Origin of the sequence: Bacillus cereus group sp. MYBK15-3, assembly GCF_051916765.1 — a bacterium.
GTDB lineage: Bacteria > Bacillota > Bacilli > Bacillales > Bacillaceae_G > Bacillus_A > Bacillus_A cereus.
The window spans coordinates 121992-142284 of record NZ_JBQAHG010000004.1; the positions used below are offsets into that span (position 1 = coordinate 121992).

Here is a 20293-nt window from a genome sequence, read left to right on the forward strand (position 1 = left end):
TCCCTATAACAAAAAAGCCTGCCTTTCATAATAGGCAAGCTTTCTCTGGTTAATTCTCACTTAACTTCTTCTTATACCAATCCTGCATTCTCTCCGCATCTTCTACTCTCGTATGCTCTATTTTGTAACTAGATGATGCACTCGAAAACTTATACGTACATAAATCCGCACGGCGCTGAAAATATGATTGTGTCTTCTCCATTGATTGGACGTGTCTTCTTCTAATAAGTCCTGTATATTTTCCGACGCTACGATAGACAAGTGTAATTTGTTCTCCGTTAACACTGTAGCCATTTGTTTTAAATGTTGCGTAGCCAAGTGTAAAGATAAGGATTGCGAGCGGTAGTAATGCCCACATGATGTAATACTTTTCAAAGTATACGCTTATTCCAGTAAGCGGGATTGCGAGCATAGCGAAAAAGATGAAACTATCAATGAGATAGCGGCGCAATGCTGCTTTTGGTAACGAAGTAATATTTGCATTCAGTTCGTATGGTAATTGTAAATGCGCGAGTAACTGTTGCACTCGATTTTTTCGAATGATAGGATGCAGTGTAACTTTTTCTTCTTTCCCTTCACTTTGAATGACTTCTACTTGCACAGCACAATAACCGAACGGTTGGCGTAAAATGCCTTCTTTTATCGTAATCCCTTGAATGCGGTGCAATTTTAGTACGAGTTCTTTTCTCTCCAGTAACCCTTGCGAAATACGGACTTCATCATTTTTTCGATTTACTGTGAAGTTACCGTGTTTTAACGCGTAGCCAATTGTAGATATCATCCAAGAAACAACAAGTAGAATAGCTACCATGTAAATCCAGCCATATATATCGTGGTCCATTACATATGACGTCACACTATTTTTTATCCATTTCGGAATATACTCATCTACTTGGTGATAAACGAAAAAGATTAAAGAGAACAATACTCCAAATTGACCAGATGTAACAGACGCTATTAAAATCTCTTTCCACGTTAACTTGTACTCTGTCGTTTGTTTTTCCTCTGTAACAATTGCTTTTTCTACTGTATTTTCTGCTGCTTCGTCTAACGTTTTTTCTGCTTTCACTTCTGGAGTTGGCTCATTTAGCAAAGTAATAAGCTCCGTCGCCTCTTCTACCGTAATTCCAGCTAAGCTAACTTCTGCTTCATCGCCCCCGCCAGCTGTTTCAATCTGAATTTTTTTCAAACCGAGCATTTGGTATAGTACGTTAGAACTTGTATTAATCGTTTGAACACGTTCTTTATTTAAGTAGCTCTCCTTCTTTACGAAGAGACCTTGCTTCACATGTAATACGTTATTTTCGACCCAGTATACTTTGTAATACCAGCCTACGATAGCTGAAATAATTGTGATCAACGCAAAACCAATAGGAACTAAATACCAAAATGGAAACTTTCCCCTTAAGCTAAAAAGAAAAATAATGAGTGGTATAAAGTCTGTTATTTTTAACTCTAATAACATCGTGATTGGATGCTGCCTCTTATACATCCTCATCACTCACTTTCGCTAATTCTGCGATTTTCGTTTTCAACATTTCAGCTTCATACATCGTTAAACCTGGGATGCTATGAGAAGTTGCTGCTGTTGAAATGTGTAATTCTGCTAATCCGTATTTTCTCATAATTGGCCCTTGTTCAATCGTAACGTGCTGCACACGAATCATCGGTACTAATACGCGCTTTACGACGAAAAGACCATGCTGAATTTCAAGTTCTTCTTCATTTAGTTGGTAGCTGTAATAACGTTGACGTAGTTTCGGAAACGTAAAGTAATCAAACGGTGTATATACAATTGTTAATCCGATGAGCACATAGAAAATCCAAGCCCACCAATTAAACTTAATCATAAAGAAAAGATATGCCAAAATGACTATAATACTGATTCCTAGCTCAATTAAAGAACGCGCTTTCCACACCTTGACCATGTCAGGGTGAATTTCATTTTTCAATGGATCCATGTAACCACTCCAAATCTAGTAATCTAATATATGAATACTCTTAATCTATATTTTACGTAACTTTACAGAAAATTGAAATTCAATCTTCTTTCTTCTCAGGAATAAAATATCCGAACCAAAGTAGCCAAATGAAACCGATTAACTTCATCCAATTTCCATCCGCTTGAAAAGCTTCAATCATACCTGGTATTTTATAAACCCCAATAAATCCAAGAAAACCGAGCCACCAGTTTTTTTGCATTTTCATCTTTACTCCTCCTTCATGACGTTTTTCACATTTCGAATCCAAATTTCTTTATACTTTAACTGGAATCCCATGAGCATATAGTTGCTCATATTATCAATCACGAGTGCTAGCGTATGAGCATTTTCTTCCGTTTCATGTTGTGACACAACGTCAAGTCTTGCGCCTTTCTTCAATAAATCGTGGAAACCATTTAAGAAATCTTCTTGTATTTCAAATAAGCGTTTCTGATACTTTTCATTTCGCGATGCAGTTACGATAAATTCATTGATAACGCGTAATATCCCTTCTTGCCCTTCATATTCAGAGAGCATATGTAAACCATCAGCAATTAACTTTTCTGCAAAGTTTTCTTTCGTATATTGCTCTTTATCGAAATAACTCACGAAATGATATCCAGAGAAAATTTCTTCAAATAAAAAATCGATTAACGCTTCTTTAGAAGAAAAATGATAATAAATAGCCGGTTTTGAAATACCTACCTCTTTCGCAATCATGGAAAGACTCATCTTCTCAATGCCGTGTTCTGCCATAAGTTTAAATGATGCCTCTACAATGTTTTGCGATGTTTGTAAATTCTTCGTCATACTGTACCTCACTTGTTTTTACTTACCGGTCGGTAAGTAAATTATAAAATAAAACGAAATGATTTTCAATTTAGTTAGCGTTCTAGAAGGTGTTTATTGGAAATTACAGAAAGTTATAAAGTAAAAGCAACATATAAGAATAAGGAGGATATCATATGGGACTTGGTGGTAATGGCGGTAGTGGTGGTAATGGCGGCGGTGAAGCGGGACAAGCTGGTAAGAGCGGATTTTCATTAATCATTGTACTTTTTATCGTATTGATTATAGCTGGAATTAGCTATATCGGACTTAGCTTCTAAGAAAAGGCGTCCTACATTACATATGTAGGACGCCTTGTTTTTAATCTCTATTCAGCAATCGCATACGATAACAATTCATCGTCACTTCTCCAAGCCTTTGCAGTAATTGATAGTTCGCATATGCGCCGACTGGGGCACCGATTACTGGTACGAGCTGAAGCATTTTCGCTAAATCAATATAGTCTCGGTACTCTGTTTGGAACTTTTCCCAGTCCATATGATTTTCTTTTTCTGTATCCCACGTTTCGATTGCTTTCCATATTTCTTTTCTGTGATCGTCACTTGAAAAGGCAAGTTGGAAAACGTGAAGGATAAAAAGACGCTCTTCTTGTTTACTCGTATCAAATCCGTACAATGTCGCTGCATCGAATAAAAATTTAATTTTAATTGTAAGTAAAAGCGGAAAGTCAGCAAGACCGAGGAGAATACCACCAGCTCCAGTCCCTGCTCCTTCTGCCGCTGCTATTTTTTTGTACTCATCCATTTTTTTACGAACTTCATCGTCACGTCTTTGCAGTGACCATGTCGTCTCTTTTAGCTTCGGCTTTATAAAGTTTGACCCGGCGCTAATCGTTTGCACCATCATACGAATTGTCTCTGTTAGTACCTTTTGTACTTTCGCCGGAATGAGCTGTTGCACCTTCGTCTGCACTTTTTTGGAGAACCGTGTCATCATAGAAGAATCTTTCATGAATGTAGCTTTCCACTGCTCCAATTCTTTTATAACCTTCTCTTCGTATGTAATCATAGGTTCATTCCTTTCAATTTAAACGCTCAATGCGCTTCGCCCCGTATTGGTAAACGAAACCGATACTAAATAATATGCTTACGATAAGTAAAATTCCTGTCATCATGAAATCTTTCGTTGCTAGTGCAAATATAACTGTAAAGATTACGCTTCCGATGATTAGAATCGCGTTTAATAAAGCAAGAAAATCTTTCTTCTTCTCTTCTCCCCCTACTGGATACAAATCAAGCCAAATTTTCATGCGATGATGTTTCCATAAAGTTAATAGCTGATAACCGATTAAGTATAGGAAGATAAGGCTTACGATAAATCGTCCATATAAAAATGGAATGAAGTAAAGAATTACTCCGCCAAGAGCGAGCAGACGCACATATAATCCAAAATAATTACCAGATCTTAAAAACGTTCTCGTATATAAGTATAAATATGTACGCTTTTCGCCTATCATCGACAGAATGAAATCTAGCCATTTTCTGCGGGCTACTCTTTCTTTTAATGCTGGTACATCAACGAACATGTTCGCAATGCGGTACAGTAGCATCATCTTCTTACCTTCTTCGGAAATTAAATACTCCCAGTTTAGTGGCTTTCCTTTGACCATTTGATGCATGATAGCAAGGTATAACACCATGAGAAGGACGATTCCACCAATGAAAAGAACTGAAGTACGTTCTACAAGGAAATATACAAATAAACCGTTTAGGATAAAACGAATAAACCAATCAGCCCTTTGTATATTTTGATCTGTTAAAAATGACTTTTCCCACGCTACAAATAAATTCCACGCTTTTACAATGACAAATGCGAGTACGATCCATATGTAGCCAGCTCCTGTTTGCTTCATTTGTTGGAAGTATAACGGAGCAAGCGCAGCTGCTACGATTGCGATTATGTATAACTGAATCATAAATGTAAAAAGAAATGCCTTTGTGAAGTAAGGTTTTAACTTTTCTTCAACTGGCAGTAAGTAAACGAGATCCGCTTCTTTTAATAATGTTTGAATGGATCCAGCCGTTAACACGAGTCCAATTAATACTGCCATTACGAGCGCCGCCGGAAACGAAGGTGTTAACGTTTGTAACCATTGCTGGTAATAGTACGCTCCCGCACCGATGATGAACACGAAAATAAATTTCAAATGATCATTAAATACGTATTTACTATATGTACGAACTTCTTTTAGAAAGTGACGAAATCGTTCTTTCCATAACGCTGTGCTATTCATAATCTTCTTCCTTTGTTAGCGCGATGTAAATATCATCTAACGTTGCACCTGGCATATTAAACTGTGATTGCAGTTCAGATAGCGTTCCCTTCGCTCTTACTTCACCTTGATGCAAAATAATGAACGAATCACAATAACGCTCTGCCGTCGCTAAAATATGTGTGCTCATTAAAATACCGGCACCACTCTTTTTCATTTGGTCCATCATTTGAAGAAGGGATTGAATCGCTAACGGATCTAATCCAACGAAAGGTTCATCTACTATGTAAAGAGATGGCTCCACTAAAAATGCGCTCATAATCATTACTTTTTGTTTCATTCCTTTTGAGAAATGAGATGGAAACCATTTTAAACGATTTTTCATACGAAACTCTTGTAGTAGTTGTCCTACACGTTCTTCATATTGTTTTTCATCAACGCCATACGCCATAGCTGTTAATTTCAAATGCTCTTCTAACGTTAATTCATCATATAATACTGGCGTTTCCGGAATGAATGAAAAGCTAGAACGGTACGCTGTCATATCATCACGAATTGTTTTCCCATTAATTGTGACAGTTCCTTTTTTCGGTTCCATTAAACCGATAATATGTTTAATCGTCGTACTTTTACCAGCTCCATTTAAACCGATTAAGCCGACAAGTTCGCCTTTATTAACAGAGAACGAAACGTCTTTTAATACAGGTCGTTTCGTATATCCTCCTGTAACATTTTCTACACGCAATAACTCGCTCATACGACACCACTTTCTTCATTAGTATTCATTCTATATTCATCTTACCAAAAATTATGCTGTACTACATAGTATCCATGTACTCAAAAAAAATTTTTAAATTTATTAGCATATATTTTTCCGAAAGCGGACATCATAATTATTGAAGAAGGAACACATTGAAAAAGCAACCACCAATTGATGAGTACAACAACATAGTGAAGTCATCATGAAATGGGGTGTCCAAGTTGGACAATGAAATTTACACATAACCAGATCATTTGTTTCATTTTCGAAACGGGGTGTCTCTGAAAGAGCATATACTGTTTTAAAAAATAAACAATTTCATTTTAAAAAAGATTGCAATTCATTTCACTTGAAAATGGGGTGTCTACGGCAGAAACTTTAGCCGATTTACCGTGCATTTCTTAAATAAATGAGGTGTCTGCGAAACGTAAATTACGATAATGCTTTTTCAATCCCTCTTCAGAAAACAGGAAGCTGAGTCAGCTTCCTGTTTTTCGTGTTTGTTCTCTTATGTAATTATGGTAAAATACGGCTAAGGATATTTGAAAGGATGAGATCAATGAATCATACAGCAGACAATTGTATTTTTTGTAAAATCATTGACGGGCAAATCCCTTGCTCAAAAGTATACGAAGATGAACATGTGCTTGCATTTTTAGATATTAGTCAAGTAACAAAAGGACATACTCTTGTTATTCCGAAAGTTCACAAACAAGACATTTTTGCGTTAACGCCAGAAATCGCATCACACATTTTTTCTGTCGTTCCAAAAATCGCAAATGCGATTAAAGCAGAGTTTAATCCAGTTGGCTTTAACCTACTTAACAATAACGGTGAAAAAGCTGGACAAACTGTGTTCCACTTCCACCTTCATTTAATTCCACGCTACGGTGAAAAAGATGGTTTCGGTGCTGTTTGGAAATCACATCAAAATGAATACACTATGGAAAATTTACAAAACATCGCAAGTACAATTGCAAATAGTGTGAAATAATGACACTATAAGAAGGCGTAATACATAACAAGCCACTTCCCTGAAGTCATCAAATTCCGCATGGCTTGTTTCTTTACTTAAAATGCTCAGGGATGATTGTTTGTGCATAGCACATATAAGAAAGATATGCATATTTTTCCCATCATGAATACGAACAAAAAATAAGGAGGTCTCCTTTTATGTCAAAAGCTAAATCCTTTATTACAGGTGTTATTTGCGGCGGAGCAGTTGCTGGACTAGCTGTTCTTTTCTCAACTCCTTCTTCTGGTAAAGACATGCGTGGCAAGTTAAAAGAAAAAGGAAATGATATTAAAAAGACTTTAGCTGATATTACAGCTGATACGAAATTATTAAAGCGTCAAATTGTTGAAACTGCTTCAGAAGGTAAAGAAGTGTTTCAAGAATTAAAAGATGACATGCAAGACACGCTTTCTAACTGGAAGCAAGATATTTCTCAAAACAAGCGCCATATTGAGAAAGAAATTTTGGACATCCAAAAGTCAATTGAGAAACTACAAGAAGCTGTTCCAGAAAAAGCGTAAACAAATTCCTGCTTAGTTTTTTGCATATAACAAATATTTTTTATATAAATTGACCTTGACACGGCATATCGTATAGATATGCCGTGTTTTTATGCATTTACAATATATGTTATCACTTAACATGTAAGGACAACGTATGTATTCACGACTCATAAAACGCTTCCATAGTTATGCATGATTTGTATAGAATGTCATTTTTCCGAAAAATTTTCACAATTCTCACAAAAAGACTTTATTAATTTTTATTTTACTGGCATAATAGATAGTAATGAAAAAAGAATGTTAAAGTGGGTGAGTAAATGAAAAGTGGAGAAAAAGATTACTCGGTAAAAGAAGCGATGATTTTCAGCCAACGCATTGCTCAATTATCGAAAGCGTTATGGAAATGTGTAGAGAAAGATTGGCAGCAGTGGATTAAACCTTACGATTTAAATATTAATGAACATCATATTTTAACAATCGCTTATCATTTAAAAGGGGCTTCTATTTCTGAGATTGCTAAGTTTGGAGTTATGCACGTATCAACAGCGTTTAACTTCTCGAAAAAGCTGGAAGAACGCGGCTATCTTGTATTCTCGAAAAAGGAAGATGATAAACGAAATACGTACATTGAAATTACAGACAAAGGGGAAGAATTACTACTTCGCTTAATGGAAGAGTATGACCCTGAAAATAATTCAGTGTTTAATGGGGCTCTTGCACTTCGTAATTTTTATGGGAAGTTCCCAGAAAATATCGAACTGATTGCAATCCTGCGTAACATTTACGGACAAGACTTTATCGATATTTTTGAGAAATCATTAGAAGATATTGAAGAGAACTTTACAGAATCCGATCAAAAGTTAGTTAAGAAATAATCTATTTATTTTTTCGCAATCATGCTTAAGAATTCATTCATAAGCGGCTTAAATAAACCTTGTTTTGCTAGCGCTTCCGCAGTTTCGTGTACTTCGAGCTGATGTGGAAGCGCTTTTTCAAATTGATCTAACAGCGCATCGAACAAAAGAAGCCCTTCTGTTTTCTCCACTACATATTGCTCGTTCAGTTTTTCACAAAGATTTAATATACGTTCAATATCTTTTTTACGAGCTTTTTTCTTTATGATCAAAGAATAAAATGGACACTTCTCTTCATCAATCATTTTAAATAATAAGTCTACATAGTATTCAGCTTGTTCTAATCTTCTAACAACGTCCATTTTCTCCCTCACTTTCTAACACAAAGTCTTCTATTTCTGAATTTTGTAACACGAACAAAATATCGTGTGATACAATATATGTATATGTATTTTAGCCAAAAGGAGGTCTCGCCTCATGACACTTATAACAGTTGTTTTTGTCGCATTCGCACTTCTTGTTATATTTTACACGAATTTCATGACACATACACTGTGTGAACGAAAACAAATAGCTGCGAGCCGCCAGCCCGGTGTCTTTCGGGTTATTAATGTATGTATAACAATTTTATTAATTTCTAGTTATATAGAAATTATATTTCATGGAAAGTGAGGAAGGAAAGCCCCTTCCTCACTTTTTTCCTCTATAAGCAAATTATACCTACAATAACCAATAAAATAAACAGTACAAGTAATAAAATAAGTTGAGAATTCATCCCCATCCCCTCCTCTATTCTGTATATGCGGCATGCGCCCAATATGGCACACTTTCAAAATCTGACACGTGCTGGTTAATTTTTCTTTATCAATATGAAAACGGTTCGAAATATGATATATTAAATTTTGTACATATTGCTTATACTATAGAACAAAACATTCATCAAAACTTTATCCTCAGCCACGGTAAGCCCTGTTAAGCGCGCTTTACCAATATAAAAAAGCAAAAGTATCAGTGAGACTTAATCGGGCTCTTATGAATGAAAATTCATCGGTGTAGGATAAATTAAAAATACATAATAGTAGGAGTGTTTATCGAATGAAGAAAGCTATGCTTGCCTTAGCCGCAACAAGTGTAATCGCATTATCAGCATGTGGAACATCATCATCAGACAAAATTGTTACATCTAAAGCTGGTGACATTACAAAAGAAGAATTCTACGATCAAATGAAGACACAAGCTGGTAAACAAGTACTAAACAACATGGTTATGGAAAAAGTACTTATTAAAAACTACAAAGTTGAAGACAAAGATGTAGACAAAAAGTTCGATGAAATGAAAAAACAATACGGTGATCAATTCGATACACTAATGAAACAACAAGGTATTAAAGAAGAAACTATTAAAAATAGTGTGCGTGCTCAATTAGCTCAAGAAAAAGCGGTTGAACAATCGATTACTGATAAAGATGTAAAAGCAAAATTCGAGGATTATAAAAAAGAAATTAAAGCAAGTCATATCCTTGTAAAAGATGAAGAAACTGCTAAAAAGGTAAAAGATGAACTTGCTCAAGGTAAATCTTTCGAAGAATTAGCAAAACAATACTCTGAAGATACAGGTTCAAAAGAAAAAGGTGGCGACTTAGGATTCTTCGGACCAGGGAAAATGGTAAAAGAATTTGAAGAAGCAGCTCAAAAGTTGAAAAAAGGTGAAGTAAGCGAACCTGTAAAAACACAATTCGGTTACCATATCATCAAAGTAACTGATAATCACGCAGATGCAAATTTCGATAAAGCAAAAGCTGATATTAAAAAATCACTAGTTCAAGAAAAAACACAAGATGCTCAATTTATGAACGATCTTATGATGAAAGAAATCAAAAAAGCTGACGTAAAAGTTGACGATAAAGATTTAAAAGATCTTTTCGAAGAGAAAAAAGCTGACGCTAAGAAAGACGAAAAGAAATAATGAAGTAAAAAAAGCTTGGGCTTCGGCCCAAGCTTTTTTATCCCCTCTTCTCCCGGTAGTTATATCTAGATTCGGTAAATGAAATTATATCGGCGATTTTCAAAATATATCAGCGCAACTCCAATTATATCAGCGATTTTCGAAATATATCGACTTACCGACAAAAAACGACAACAAGCGTGACTCCCTCTTCAAACACAAAAAAACCTTGATCCACGCCACGTAGAACCAAGGTTTATCTTATTATCATTGATTAAATGAAAAAACTATGTTAAATTAGAACAGAAACACGTTTTACAAAACAAAAGGAACGTATTTATCCGTATCTTAATTGTACACCAAAACACATCTTCAGTCAACCTCTATTTTTCACTTTTAAAGGAGTGCTTACCGTATGAACAAAAAACTTGATCTAGAGCAAAAAAGATTGGATACCGTAATTGAAACAATTACGGAGCAAATTGATAAACTGGAAAACGAAACTGGCAGACGCCGAGCAGAAGTAATCAATATTCGTAAACACTTTTGGGATGACGTGAAAGTGAATACTGATACTTTCGATGATTATCTTGAAACAGTTATCAACTTAAGACAACAAGCTCAGTCACTAGCTGTCACACAAATTACCCATAAGCACACCTTTAATCGACTTGCCGCATTAAGACGTATGCATAAAGCACCTTATTTCGGACGAATTGATTTCAAAGAAGAAGGAGAATCTACCGCGGATCAAATTTATATCGGCGTCGCTACACTTACTGATGCAAGCGGAGAAAACTTCCTTATATATGACTGGCGCGCACCTATTTCGAGTGTGTACTACGATTATCCACCAGGACCTGCTGAATACAGTACACCAGGCGGCGTAATCCACGGTAATGTGGAGAAAAAATTACAATACATTATTCAAAATGGCGAGATTGATTCTATGTTCGATACGAGCCTTACAATTGGTGATGAAATCTTGCAACAAGCGCTTGGAAAAGGCACGAACAAACATATGCAAAGCATCGTTGCTACGATTCAGCGCGAGCAAAATGAAATTATCCGTCACGATGAAGGCCGACTCCTTATCGTGCAAGGAGCTGCTGGTAGTGGTAAAACGTCAGCTGCCCTGCAACGAATCGCCTACTTACTATATAAATATCGCGAATGGCTAAAAGCAGATCAAATTATTCTCTTCTCTCCTAACTCTATGTTCAATAGCTACGTTTCTAACGTACTACCTGAACTCGGTGAAGAAAATATGCAGCAAGTTACATTCCAAGAATATTTAAATCATAGACTAAGTAAGTCATTTGAAGTTGAAGATCCTTATGAGCAATTGGAATATATGTTAACTGAAACGAATAGCCCTACCTATAAAACGAGAAATGCGAGCATCCGATTTAAAGCATCCACTCAATTTTTCGAGATGATTAGAGCGTACAGACAATCTCTTGAATCTTCAGGCATGCTATTTAGAGGAATGAAATTTAGAGGAAAACTGATTGTTTCTGCGAAAGAAATTACAGAACAATTTTACAATACCGACTCCTCCCTCCGCTTCCATAGTCGAATTGAGAAGTTAACGGATTGGCTAAATAAGCAAATAGATGCACTTGAAAAAGCAGAACTGAAAAAGCCTTGGGTAGAAGAAGAAATTGAATTACTTAGTAAAGATGAATACCAAAAAGCTTATAAATATTTGCAGAAAAAAGGAGAGTTTGACGACAACTCCTTTAATGATTTTGAAAAAGAAACGAGAGTACTTGGACGTATGATTGTCCGTAAAAAATTGAAGCCACTGCGTAAAGGCGTTCAAACATTACGCTTTATCAATTTCACAGGTATATATAAACAACTCTTCACAGATGCATCATGGGTTACTGAGAAAAAACCGAAAGAGTGGGATGACATTTGCTCCTTAACAATAAACATGCTTGATGAAGGAAAACTATATTACGAGGATGCGACGCCATTCTTACTTTTAAAAGAATTAATTGAAGGCTTCCAAACGAACAGATCGATTAAACACGTACTCGTAGACGAAGCGCAAGATTATTCTCCGTTTCAGTTCGAGTTTTTAAAACGTCTCTTCCCTGCCGCAAGAATGACAGTACTCGGCGACTTTAACCAAGCGATATTTGCTCATGCGAGTGAAACGGTTAATTTCGATACACTTACAAATTTATACGGTCCAGACGAAACAAACGGCATTAACTTAACTCGTAGCTATCGCTCAACAAAACCGATTATTGAATTTACACGTGCTCTCGTACCGGAAGGCAAGAACATTCACGCCTTTGAACGTGACGGCGAGAAACCTACAGTGACGAAAGTATCGAATGTCAACGAACTGCACGAACGTATTATTGCCAAAGTTGCTGAACTACAAAAAGAGCAGCACAATACGATCGCAATTATATGTAAATCTGCAGCTGAAAGCGCAGCTGCATACGAAGCACTTAATCATATCGATAATATTAAACTCGTGAAGAGTAACTCAGCCGAGTATGAGCAAGGCATTGTCGTGATCCCTGCTTACTTAGCAAAAGGTATCGAATTTGATGCTGTTATTATTTACGATGCTTCTAAAGATGTGTACAGCGACGAGAGCGTTCGTAGATTGTTCTACACTGCTTGTACGCGCGCAATGCATGAACTGCAACTTTATAGCGTTGGCGAAGTTAGTCCTTTTATACTTGGGGCTGATTCGGAGAGTTTTGAGCTTATAATGAAAACACCTTAATGATGGAAGTGCCCCCCGAAAACGGGACACATATTAAAACACCTCCCGAATTCGCATACTAAGTATGCAAATTCAATGGAGGTGTTCTTTTTATCATTTAGACTTGTAAAATGCTTCGTATTTCTTCTAAACGTAAATTTGTAAACTTTGCAATATCTTCGATTGGCATTCCATTTTTATGCATTCCACGAATTAATTGAATCTTACCTTCTTCAATTCCCTCTTTCTTTCCTTCATTACGAGCATGAGCGAACTTTGCGGCTTCATCCATCAAAGCTTTCTCTCTTGCCTCATATGCTTGTCGGAAAGAAGAATCTTGACTCATACGCTCCCATTTATTCATCGCTTTTTGTAAAATCGGATCTTGGTTCATCGCAATGTCCTCCAATGTTTGGGTTAGTTGTTCATCCTCGTTTGCCGGAAGTAATAATAACCAACGAACAAACAAATCTTCCCAAGGATTTACTTGTTCATTCCGCCACTGTTGCATAAGTTTCGAAATCTCTACGATGTGAACTTCGATATCACTACTCAATATTTTATGTTGTTGTCGATTCCATAAAACTCCTGTTGTATGGAATGCCTCGTATTCAGGAAACATAACGAAATTTAACAAATTGATTGTAATTGTTTTATGAAGAGAGCTGTATGGCATTCCCTTTTGAAGTTGAGCTGTGTATAGCCTTCCCCAATAATATAAACTGCGTTTAATCATATCATGATTATTATTGAGTTGTATTTCTACATTGACTTTTGTTCCTGTGTCTAATGTAGCTGAAATATCTAAGATAGATAACTTATCTTCTTCATGTTCCCTGTGTAAATGTGGATCTGCAAATTGTAACGAAACAATGGGTGATTCTAAAGAATCCTGTAACATCGCATTTAAAAAAGCAATTAAAATATCTTCATTTCCACTTGTGCCAAATAATTGTTTAAAAGCAAAATCAATGCGTAAATTCACTAATTGTTGGCTGGACATGAAATTTTCTCTCCCCATCTCATAAGAGGCTTTTCTTTTATTGTACATAAAATAGTGATACGCATGCAAACACGCACTTACTTAAATTTCATAAAACGCTCTGTATTTGCAGGTTATCACATCACTTCTCACGATGCAGACATTCTTACGATTGACGTACTTCTATCCTCACCTTCATTAGATCCTGACACTTCCAAAAAAGATGCGGAAGAATACTCCTATTTACAACAACTAACTGAATCGATATCTCGTTCTGAATTATGTATTTCTGTTAAAGAGAGTACACTTATTTAAACACGAAAAGAGGAGTATTTATCATACCCCTCTTCTACTATCTATTTACGTTTTTACTTGATCATAATAATGAATTCTTTTATATGCAACTTATATAAGTATCAAGGTGTCTTTCTAATCCTGAATGAAATACCCTTACGCCTATATACACTCAGCACAATCCCCATTATAAGCGCATGAAATACAGTCGGCGTTAATCCGTAACTAATAAAAGGTAAGGATATAGCAGCAAGCGGCAATAATCCTAGTATCATTCCAACATTATAAATGAACTGGAATACAAAAAGAGTCAATCCACCAACGAGTAGCAATTTACCGTACCGATCATTTATTTTATAAGAGATGACTATTAATCTTGCTACAAAAAGAGAAAGAACGAAGACAAGAATTAATGCAAGCCAATACCCATAATAGTAAGTCAAACTTGCAAATACAAAATCAGTATCCGGAGCAGGAATGAATTTCATATCTCCATATGTACCAAACCAACCTGCTGATGACATTACCTCTTTTAATCGTATATACATAAATCCTGCGCCACCTGCATCACTCTCAGGATTTAAATACCCTAAAAGTCTATCTAAGTGGTATCCTGAAGACCATGATACGGATACCTTAATAATAAATAAACAAATAGGTACAACCGTAATAATCAACGACGTTTTCTTTCCTAGCTTACTCCACCAAAGCATAACGAATACCATCGTAATATAGATAAAAATTGACGAAAGGGTGGATACAATCAAAAATAAGTACAAAGAAAATAAATATAAAACCACAAGATGTATAATCTTTAACCTACTATTATTAAAAAAAGAAGCCCAAGCTAGAAAAAAGAAAGGCACTGCCATTAGACAGTCAATTGCAATTGGACCGATTTGTATTAACGGTTCTCCAATCATTGAAGCGTTTGAAAAACAGTATAGTATTAACAGGACAACTACTCCGATTATATAAAACAACCATCCCATTCTCTCTAATTTCCGATAATCAAGTAACATCATCCCAATCGCTGTTACAACACCGAGAATAATAAATATCACCTTATTTATCATTACTTCATTCGTATATTCAAAAACAAAAACCGGTAAAAAACCTAACCCCATAGCAGCCACTAATAAAATAAGTAAAAACCAATCCACCTTTGGCTTATGAAGTTTATTAAGTTCTTGCCCTAGTTTAATCGGACTTCCCATTTGTTCCACCGCTTTATTTTCAGCGACTTCCTCACTCAAACCTTTTTCTATCCATGTGTTCTTCGCCTGTTTTAGGTGAAAATCTAGTTCCGTTGCTACAAAGCTCTTCGCTTCTTTTGATTTAATATGATTCGTAACTTCGCTTACAAAACGCTCCCCTTTTTTGTTCAATTCCGCCTCACTCCTGTACTAATCCTTTTAATATAAATCGTGCCTTCGTAGCATTCTTCTCTGCCTTTCGCAGCATCTTGTTTCCTTTATCATTTAATTGATAATATTTAGCTCCCGCATGATCCCAGCTAGATTGGATAAAGCGATTCTGTTCTAGACGATGCAATAAAGTGTATAGAGATCCTTCATCACCTTCGAATTTTTGAATTCCTCTCCCCCGCAGTAACTGCATCAATTCATAACCTGTTTTTTCATTCATAAGAAGTTGCAACACTGCTAAAAGGATATCTTCTTCCTTTTCGGACGATTGCTTAATTTTTTCGCGCACCTGCTTCTGGTGCTGATCAGAAAAACTCAAATGTTTAAACGTTGTGTTCTCCATTGATTTTCGCAAGCCTTTTAATCGATCTTCCATTTGATTATCCCTCCAATCCTTTCTTCAAAAGTTCCTTCGCTTTTTTCAGTCTCGTTTTTATCGTATTTTCCTTTACGTCTATTACCATAGCAATCTCTTTAATTGATAATTCCTCATAATAAAATAGATAAATGACTTCTCGATATTTTATCGGTAAATTCATTACCGCAGAAGCCAACCTACTATCCTCAGCATTTTGAATAACTGTTTGTTCGACACTTTCTTTTTGACTCTCCATATACGTAAAGTCATCCTCTGTCACGATAACTTTTTTGTTATACCAACTTTTTAAATAGTCCTTACATTGATTGATTGCAATTCTCCATAACCATGTTTTCAAATTCGAATTCCCTTTATATGTATGAAGAGATTTATAGCATTTCACGAATATATCTTGCGTTAAATCCTCCGCAACCTCTTTATTATTCACATACGAATACACAAGCTGCAGGACTTCTTGTCCATACTTGTTCATTATTTCGTCGATAAGGTCCTCCTTATCTTCTATTTCAAACGCTTCTATCGTTAATTCATCCACATCATTTCCTCCTTCCCATATATTAGACGACGCACTGTATGGAAAAGTTTTATAAATACATAAAAAAATACGGATGGTAATGTCCATACCGTTTTTTATGAATATTTATTTACTTCTTGTCCCCTGACACTAATGCTCTGCTTAAAAACAGGAATTTTCATCCATATATCTTGTTCCCTATTTTAAAACATAATACAATTAAAATGTAACTTAATAAGCTATAACTAGTAGGTGTGGCAATCATCTCTTCCATTTTGAAAAAAGGGGGGAGGTGATAATATAATCGCGATGTTTATAATTAAATTAGTGTATGGTATCCTAACCGGAGCTGGCGTTGTCATCGGTAGAAGATACGTCGGTCCGTGGCTAATTTCTGTATACAAAAAAGCGAGAACCACCCTGCTTCGTGGAAAAGGTAAGGGCGGTTCTCGGCTAAAACGTTAATGTAATTGTCTTATAACCGCACCTACTACCACCACAATAGCAAGTTAGGTTACACAAGGCAGAAGTTTCTCAGGCTTCTGTCTTTTTTATTTTATGCAAAATTCACACTACATACTCTATCATTATTGTAACACATTTTATTTATTTTTAGTCAAGAGAAAAACTACCTAAAGGGCTCCCCTTCAGGTAGTTCTCTATTTTACGCTAACGCAGCTAGACTTTTTCAAGTTCAGCTGTGCCGCTCTCATCATTTATAGCACCAATAAAGACGGATTATGTACCCGCTTCATAACAGTATGAGTAAACAAGGAACAACACCTATTACGAATATAAAAAATCCTCTCACTATATAGCACCTATGTTTTCAGCAATACTCTATTACCATCAAACTAAATTTGTATAATTTAAACTACAGAATAGCAAGCTAATTTTCAAATATCTTCTTGCGCATTATCCTAAATTTATTATCTATTTGTATCATGCTTATAAATAAAAGATATCCTACCGACGCACCGAGCATATTTATAGCAATCCGCCACACATCAAAAACATCAGACAAAGTTAGTAAATGTAATATCTCCCAAACAAGAAAGGTCATAACATACCACTTACGAGCTTTCTTATAGTTAGTCACTTTATTAATCAGCACTGGAACGAAAAATCCAAATGGAACTACTAATATTATATGTTGTAAAACACTTAACCAATAAGTTGAGTTTCCCCAAGGACCTGGATGTGCAATAAAATCTTTAACTTGCCAAAGTGTTATTCCAAAAAGTTGTAATAACGTTTCTAAATCAGATATATGTAAAAATTGCTGCCAAAATTCAATGGGATGATAGACAGTCCCACCTGTCAAACTGCGAACAGAGTCAAATGTAGAAGTTGAAATAAACGTTCCTAAAAAGACAATAAAACAAATGATTATATAAGGAATACATAAAATTTTTGATAATACCTTTAATGGTCTAGGAACTTCGTATACCGATTTATTAATCTCTACGCCAATAACTTTTGATTCTCCAAAACTTTGAATCGCTTTATAAATCGCTTCTTTTTCATTCATACCTTGTTCCATATATTCTTCTTTCAAGCTGTTCAAGTGATCATACATTTCTAGAAATAACTCATCCTGTTCAATATCACTAAGTTCTGAATAGGCTAAAATAGACTTAATATACTCATCAAATTCACTCATAAATAACTCCTTTCTGACAAGCTTGAATTAATGCTGTTACACTCTCCCAAGAATTCATTTTCTTCTGTAATTCTTTTTTCCCTTTATCTGTAATAGTATAGAATTTCCTTTTCATCCCATTCTCAGATTCATTCCAATAAGATTCAAGAAACTCCTTTTTCTCTAATCTCTTTAAAGCAGGATACAAAGTTCCCTGCCCCATACTATACAAATCTTCACTTGCATCCTTTAAACTTTGAGCTATTTCATATCCATATGTATCACGTTTTGCAATGATAGAAAGTAATAAAATATCTATACTTCCCTTCAAGATTTCTTTGTCCAACAATACCACCACCTTATATACATCGTATAACAACATATGTCGTTATGCAATATAGTTAGAAGAATATTCCATAAAAAAAGAACCACCTAAAGGCTCCCCTTCAGGTGGTTCTCTATTTTATGCTAACGCAGCTGCCTGTTCTTGTTGATCTACAGGAATTACAGCGTCTGTTAATGCTTTTTCTAGTTCTGCTGTATATTTCATTTGTTCTTCTTTGCTCCAGCCTAGTTTCGCAGCCATGTAGTTGATTACTGCTTCTTTCCACTCGTATACCCAGTGGATGTTGAAGAATACAGCGCCTCTGCGGCGTACGAAGAAGTCAACTGGTTTTGCTGTCATTTCATAATCCATTGCGTATACAAGTGGGATTAGAACGTCAAGCGGCATGTTGTATTCTTTCGCTTCGTCTTTATGTTTTTTCGCTAAGTCAAATAGTACGTCAACGTTAGAACCGTAGAATTTCGCGAATTCTTCTGCTTGTGCTGTTGTTAAACCATATTTCGTACCTTCGCCAGCTTTTTTCGCAACGAATGCTGGGAATCCGTGTGAACCATCTACATGTCCACCAGAGATTGGCATATGTTTCGTGTCGCTCTTCGGATATGCGCTATGACCTTCTTTTTGTAGTAAGTTCGTTACGTAGTCTACTACCATTTCAGCCATTTTGCGGTATCCTGTTAATTTACCACCTGCGATTGTAATTAAACCAGATTCAGAAGTCCAAATTTCATCTTTACGAGAAATTTCAGATGCACTCTTACCTTCTTCATAAATTAACGGACGTACACCAGCCCAGCTTGATTCAATGTCTTTCTCTGTAATTTTCACGCTTGGGAACATGTAGTTAATCGCATTAATGATGTAGGTGCGATCTTCTGTTGTCATTTGTGGTACAGCTGCGTCTTTATCGTAGAACGTATCTGTTGTACCTACATAAGTTTTTCCGCCGCGAGGAATCGCGAACACCATACGTTTATCTGGTGTATCGAAGTAAATCGCTTGACCTAATGGGAAACGTTTTTGGTCAATTACTAAGTGAACACCTTTTGATAACTGAAGTACTTTTCCTTTTTTCGAGTTATCTTTTTCACGAAGTGTATCTACCCAAGGGCCAGCTGCGTTTACAATTTTCTTACCGTAAACTTCGTATACTTCTTCGTCTAGTAAATCGATTACACGTACACCGCATACTTTTCCATCTTTATATAAGAAACTGTCTACTTTTGCATAGTTAACAGCTTTTGCGCCATGCTCAATTGCTTCTTTCATTACTTCAATTGTAAGACGCGCATCATCTGTACGATATTCTACGTAGTAACCGCCGCCTTTTAATCCTTCTTTTTTTACAAGAGGCTCTTTGTTTAATGTTTCTTCACGGTTAAACATCTTTCTGCGCTCGCTTCGTTTTACACCTGCTAAGAAGTCGTATACACGAAGACCAATTGATGTACTAAATGATCCAAACGTACCGCCTGTATGGAACGGAAGTAACATCCACTCTGGTGTTGTTACATGGGGACCGTTCTCATATACGATCGCACGCTCTTTACCCACCTCTGCTACCATTTTCACTTCAAGTTGTTTTAAATAACGTAGACCACCGTGTACAAGCTTCGTTGAACGACTTGATGTACCTGCTGCAAAGTCCTGCATTTCAAACACAATTGTTGATAACCCGCGTGTTGCTCCATCTAATGCAATACCAGAACCAGTAATACCTCCACCAATTACGATCACATCTAACTCTTGTTTATTTACTCCGTTTAATACGTCTTTACGTTGTTTACTTGAAAATTTCATGGTAATTCCTCCCTTTGATAACGAAAAAAGAGACCACAAACTCCGCTATAGATTTCGCC

General features: G+C 36.0%; 23 protein-coding genes and 1 pseudogene. 9 read left to right on the forward strand and 15 right to left on the reverse strand.

What is annotated here, in order from left to right; translation table 11 throughout:
• Positions 1-49: 49 nt before the first annotated feature.
• The 4 genes from ACTFR8_RS17995 to ACTFR8_RS18010 all read right to left on the reverse strand — a co-directional run bounded on the left by ACTFR8_RS17995 (position 50) and on the right by ACTFR8_RS18010 (position 2792).
• Positions 50-1492 carry a PH domain-containing protein gene (locus ACTFR8_RS17995; RefSeq protein WP_000278203.1) on the reverse strand — a complete coding sequence of 481 codons (1443 nt, stop codon included), beginning with the start codon at positions 1490-1492 and terminating at the stop codon, positions 50-52.
• Entirely contained in the window at positions 1485-1961 is a 477-nt protein-coding gene (locus tag ACTFR8_RS18000; protein ID WP_000371346.1) for a PH domain-containing protein, read from the reverse strand. Before ACTFR8_RS18000 ends, ACTFR8_RS17995 begins: the two co-directional genes overlap by 8 nt.
• Positions 1962-2040: 79 nt before the next feature.
• On the reverse strand, positions 2041-2208 hold the full coding sequence (locus tag ACTFR8_RS18005; protein WP_000783813.1) for a hypothetical protein: 168 nt from the start codon (positions 2206-2208) through the stop codon (positions 2041-2043).
• A 2-nt stretch (positions 2209-2210) separates the two neighbouring features.
• Entirely contained in the window at positions 2211-2792 is a 582-nt protein-coding gene (locus tag ACTFR8_RS18010) for a TetR/AcrR family transcriptional regulator (protein WP_000164830.1), read from the reverse strand.
• Positions 2793-2947: 155 nt separating this feature from the next.
• Between ACTFR8_RS18010 and ACTFR8_RS18015 the strand changes: the two genes are divergently transcribed.
• Positions 2948-3091 (forward strand): YjcZ family sporulation protein, encoded by a 144-nt coding sequence (locus ACTFR8_RS18015; protein ID WP_000522758.1) that lies wholly within the window; start codon positions 2948-2950, stop codon positions 3089-3091.
• Between the two features lie 40 nt (positions 3092-3131).
• Here the strand turns inward: ACTFR8_RS18015 and ecsC are convergent, their stop codons facing one another.
• Genes ecsC through ecsA form a run of 3 tightly spaced genes read right to left on the reverse strand, consistent with a single transcriptional unit; the run spans position 3132 to position 5800 of the window.
• On the reverse strand, positions 3132-3839 hold the full coding sequence (gene ecsC / locus ACTFR8_RS18020; RefSeq protein WP_000634142.1) for an ecs operon protein EcsC: 708 nt from the start codon (positions 3837-3839) through the stop codon (positions 3132-3134).
• Between the two features lie 13 nt (positions 3840-3852).
• On the reverse strand, positions 3853-5064 hold the full coding sequence (gene ecsB / locus ACTFR8_RS18025; protein WP_001089102.1) for an ABC transporter permease EcsB: 1212 nt from the start codon (positions 5062-5064) through the stop codon (positions 3853-3855).
• Positions 5057-5800 carry an ABC transporter ATP-binding protein EcsA gene (gene ecsA, locus ACTFR8_RS18030; protein ID WP_001292603.1) on the reverse strand — a complete coding sequence of 248 codons (744 nt, stop codon included), beginning with the start codon at positions 5798-5800 and terminating at the stop codon, positions 5057-5059. Before ecsA ends, ecsB begins: the two co-directional genes overlap by 8 nt.
• Before the next feature lie 562 nt (positions 5801-6362).
• On the opposite strand from ecsA, the gene ACTFR8_RS18035 reads away from it, so the two are divergent.
• From ACTFR8_RS18035 to ACTFR8_RS18045, 3 genes are all read left to right on the forward strand, one after another.
• Positions 6363-6797 carry an HIT family protein gene (locus tag ACTFR8_RS18035; protein WP_001016835.1) on the forward strand — a complete coding sequence of 145 codons (435 nt, stop codon included), beginning with the start codon at positions 6363-6365 and terminating at the stop codon, positions 6795-6797.
• A gap of 179 nt (positions 6798-6976) precedes the next feature.
• Positions 6977-7339 carry a YtxH domain-containing protein gene (locus ACTFR8_RS18040; protein ID WP_000030302.1) on the forward strand — a complete coding sequence of 121 codons (363 nt, stop codon included), beginning with the start codon at positions 6977-6979 and terminating at the stop codon, positions 7337-7339.
• Positions 7340-7638: 299 nt separating this feature from the next.
• Entirely contained in the window at positions 7639-8196 is a 558-nt protein-coding gene (locus ACTFR8_RS18045) for an HTH-type transcriptional regulator Hpr (protein WP_000834924.1), read from the forward strand.
• Between the two features lie 5 nt (positions 8197-8201).
• On the opposite strand, the gene ACTFR8_RS18050 is transcribed toward ACTFR8_RS18045, so the two are convergent.
• Entirely contained in the window at positions 8202-8537 is a 336-nt protein-coding gene (locus ACTFR8_RS18050; RefSeq protein WP_000383658.1) for a DUF1878 family protein, read from the reverse strand.
• A gap of 115 nt (positions 8538-8652) precedes the next feature.
• On the opposite strand from ACTFR8_RS18050, the gene ACTFR8_RS18055 reads away from it, so the two are divergent.
• The 3 genes from ACTFR8_RS18055 to helD all read left to right on the forward strand — a co-directional run bounded on the left by ACTFR8_RS18055 (position 8653) and on the right by helD (position 12871).
• A complete protein-coding gene (locus ACTFR8_RS18055; protein WP_000172690.1) occupies positions 8653-8847 on the forward strand; it encodes a hypothetical protein in 195 nt (64 codons plus the stop codon).
• 423 nt (positions 8848-9270) lie between these two features.
• On the forward strand, positions 9271-10140 hold the full coding sequence (gene prsA, locus ACTFR8_RS18060; protein WP_000710063.1) for a peptidylprolyl isomerase PrsA: 870 nt from the start codon (positions 9271-9273) through the stop codon (positions 10138-10140).
• A 394-nt stretch (positions 10141-10534) separates the two neighbouring features.
• Positions 10535-12871 (forward strand): RNA polymerase recycling motor HelD, encoded by a 2337-nt coding sequence (gene helD / locus ACTFR8_RS18065; protein WP_100619879.1) that lies wholly within the window; start codon positions 10535-10537, stop codon positions 12869-12871.
• A gap of 97 nt (positions 12872-12968) precedes the next feature.
• On the opposite strand, the gene ACTFR8_RS18070 is transcribed toward helD, so the two are convergent.
• Positions 12969-13853: an Rpn family recombination-promoting nuclease/putative transposase gene (locus tag ACTFR8_RS18070; RefSeq protein WP_000098344.1), complete on the reverse strand. Its 885-nt coding sequence runs from the start codon at positions 13851-13853 to the stop codon at positions 12969-12971.
• Positions 13854-13943: 90 nt separating this feature from the next.
• Here ACTFR8_RS18070 and ACTFR8_RS18075 point away from each other — a divergent pair.
• Positions 13944-14147 (forward strand): annotated as a pseudogene (locus ACTFR8_RS18075) (hypothetical protein); the annotation flags it as partial.
• A gap of 101 nt (positions 14148-14248) precedes the next feature.
• Here ACTFR8_RS18075 and ACTFR8_RS18080 read toward each other — a convergent pair.
• Genes ACTFR8_RS18080 through ACTFR8_RS18090 form a run of 3 tightly spaced genes read right to left on the reverse strand, consistent with a single transcriptional unit; the run spans position 14249 to position 16467 of the window.
• On the reverse strand, positions 14249-15514 hold the full coding sequence (locus tag ACTFR8_RS18080; RefSeq protein ID WP_001034645.1) for an FtsW/RodA/SpoVE family cell cycle protein: 1266 nt from the start codon (positions 15512-15514) through the stop codon (positions 14249-14251).
• 7 nt (positions 15515-15521) lie between these two features.
• Positions 15522-15929 (reverse strand): PadR family transcriptional regulator, encoded by a 408-nt coding sequence (locus ACTFR8_RS18085; RefSeq protein ID WP_000390149.1) that lies wholly within the window; start codon positions 15927-15929, stop codon positions 15522-15524.
• A 4-nt stretch (positions 15930-15933) separates the two neighbouring features.
• Complete coding sequence (locus tag ACTFR8_RS18090; protein WP_048568207.1) at positions 15934-16467, reverse strand: sigma-70 family RNA polymerase sigma factor; 534 nt, start codon at positions 16465-16467, stop codon at positions 15934-15936.
• A gap of 288 nt (positions 16468-16755) precedes the next feature.
• Between ACTFR8_RS18090 and ACTFR8_RS18095 the strand changes: the two genes are divergently transcribed.
• Positions 16756-16911 carry a hypothetical protein gene (locus ACTFR8_RS18095; protein ID WP_000469930.1) on the forward strand — a complete coding sequence of 52 codons (156 nt, stop codon included), beginning with the start codon at positions 16756-16758 and terminating at the stop codon, positions 16909-16911.
• 424 nt (positions 16912-17335) lie between these two features.
• On the opposite strand, the gene ACTFR8_RS18100 is transcribed toward ACTFR8_RS18095, so the two are convergent.
• The 3 genes from ACTFR8_RS18100 to glpD all read right to left on the reverse strand — a co-directional run bounded on the left by ACTFR8_RS18100 (position 17336) and on the right by glpD (position 20234).
• Positions 17336-18109 carry a VanZ family protein gene (locus tag ACTFR8_RS18100; RefSeq protein WP_001288383.1) on the reverse strand — a complete coding sequence of 258 codons (774 nt, stop codon included), beginning with the start codon at positions 18107-18109 and terminating at the stop codon, positions 17336-17338.
• Positions 18102-18434, reverse strand: coding sequence for a PadR family transcriptional regulator (locus tag ACTFR8_RS18105; RefSeq protein WP_000356629.1), 333 nt, complete (start codon positions 18432-18434; stop codon positions 18102-18104). Before ACTFR8_RS18105 ends, ACTFR8_RS18100 begins: the two co-directional genes overlap by 8 nt.
• Before the next feature lie 117 nt (positions 18435-18551).
• Positions 18552-20234, reverse strand: coding sequence for an aerobic glycerol-3-phosphate dehydrogenase (gene glpD / locus ACTFR8_RS18110; protein ID WP_000672818.1), 1683 nt, complete (start codon positions 20232-20234; stop codon positions 18552-18554).
• Between the last annotated feature and the right edge of the window lie 59 nt (positions 20235-20293).

Bases quoted from the DNA above. Each gene is read 5' to 3' on its own strand.
- ACTFR8_RS17995 (WP_000278203.1), bottom strand. From the start codon at position 1,492: ATGTATAAGAGGCAGCATCCAATCACGATGTTATTAGAGTTAAAAATA.
- ACTFR8_RS18000 (WP_000371346.1), bottom strand. From the start codon at position 1,961: ATGGATCCATTGAAAAATGAAATTCACCCTGACATGGTCAAGGTGTGG.
- ACTFR8_RS18005 (WP_000783813.1), bottom strand. From the start codon at position 2,208: ATGAAAATGCAAAAAAACTGGTGGCTCGGTTTTCTTGGATTTATTGGG.
- ACTFR8_RS18010 (WP_000164830.1), bottom strand. From the start codon at position 2,792: ATGACGAAGAATTTACAAACATCGCAAAACATTGTAGAGGCATCATTT.
- ACTFR8_RS18015 (WP_000522758.1), top strand. From the start codon at position 2,948: ATGGGACTTGGTGGTAATGGCGGTAGTGGTGGTAATGGCGGCGGTGAA.
- ecsC (WP_000634142.1), bottom strand. From the start codon at position 3,839: ATGATTACATACGAAGAGAAGGTTATAAAAGAATTGGAGCAGTGGAAA.
- ecsB (WP_001089102.1), bottom strand. From the start codon at position 5,064: ATGAATAGCACAGCGTTATGGAAAGAACGATTTCGTCACTTTCTAAAA.
- ecsA (WP_001292603.1), bottom strand. From the start codon at position 5,800: ATGAGCGAGTTATTGCGTGTAGAAAATGTTACAGGAGGATATACGAAA.
- ACTFR8_RS18035 (WP_001016835.1), top strand. From the start codon at position 6,363: ATGAATCATACAGCAGACAATTGTATTTTTTGTAAAATCATTGACGGG.
- ACTFR8_RS18040 (WP_000030302.1), top strand. From the start codon at position 6,977: ATGTCAAAAGCTAAATCCTTTATTACAGGTGTTATTTGCGGCGGAGCA.
- ACTFR8_RS18045 (WP_000834924.1), top strand. From the start codon at position 7,639: ATGAAAAGTGGAGAAAAAGATTACTCGGTAAAAGAAGCGATGATTTTC.
- ACTFR8_RS18050 (WP_000383658.1), bottom strand. From the start codon at position 8,537: ATGGACGTTGTTAGAAGATTAGAACAAGCTGAATACTATGTAGACTTA.
- ACTFR8_RS18055 (WP_000172690.1), top strand. From the start codon at position 8,653: ATGACACTTATAACAGTTGTTTTTGTCGCATTCGCACTTCTTGTTATA.
- prsA (WP_000710063.1), top strand. From the start codon at position 9,271: ATGAAGAAAGCTATGCTTGCCTTAGCCGCAACAAGTGTAATCGCATTA.
- helD (WP_100619879.1), top strand. From the start codon at position 10,535: ATGAACAAAAAACTTGATCTAGAGCAAAAAAGATTGGATACCGTAATT.
- ACTFR8_RS18070 (WP_000098344.1), bottom strand. From the start codon at position 13,853: ATGTCCAGCCAACAATTAGTGAATTTACGCATTGATTTTGCTTTTAAA.
- ACTFR8_RS18085 (WP_000390149.1), bottom strand. From the start codon at position 15,929: ATGGAAGATCGATTAAAAGGCTTGCGAAAATCAATGGAGAACACAACG.
- ACTFR8_RS18095 (WP_000469930.1), top strand. From the start codon at position 16,756: ATGTTTATAATTAAATTAGTGTATGGTATCCTAACCGGAGCTGGCGTT.
- ACTFR8_RS18100 (WP_001288383.1), bottom strand. From the start codon at position 18,109: ATGAGTGAATTTGATGAGTATATTAAGTCTATTTTAGCCTATTCAGAA.
- glpD (WP_000672818.1), bottom strand. From the start codon at position 20,234: ATGAAATTTTCAAGTAAACAACGTAAAGACGTATTAAACGGAGTAAAT.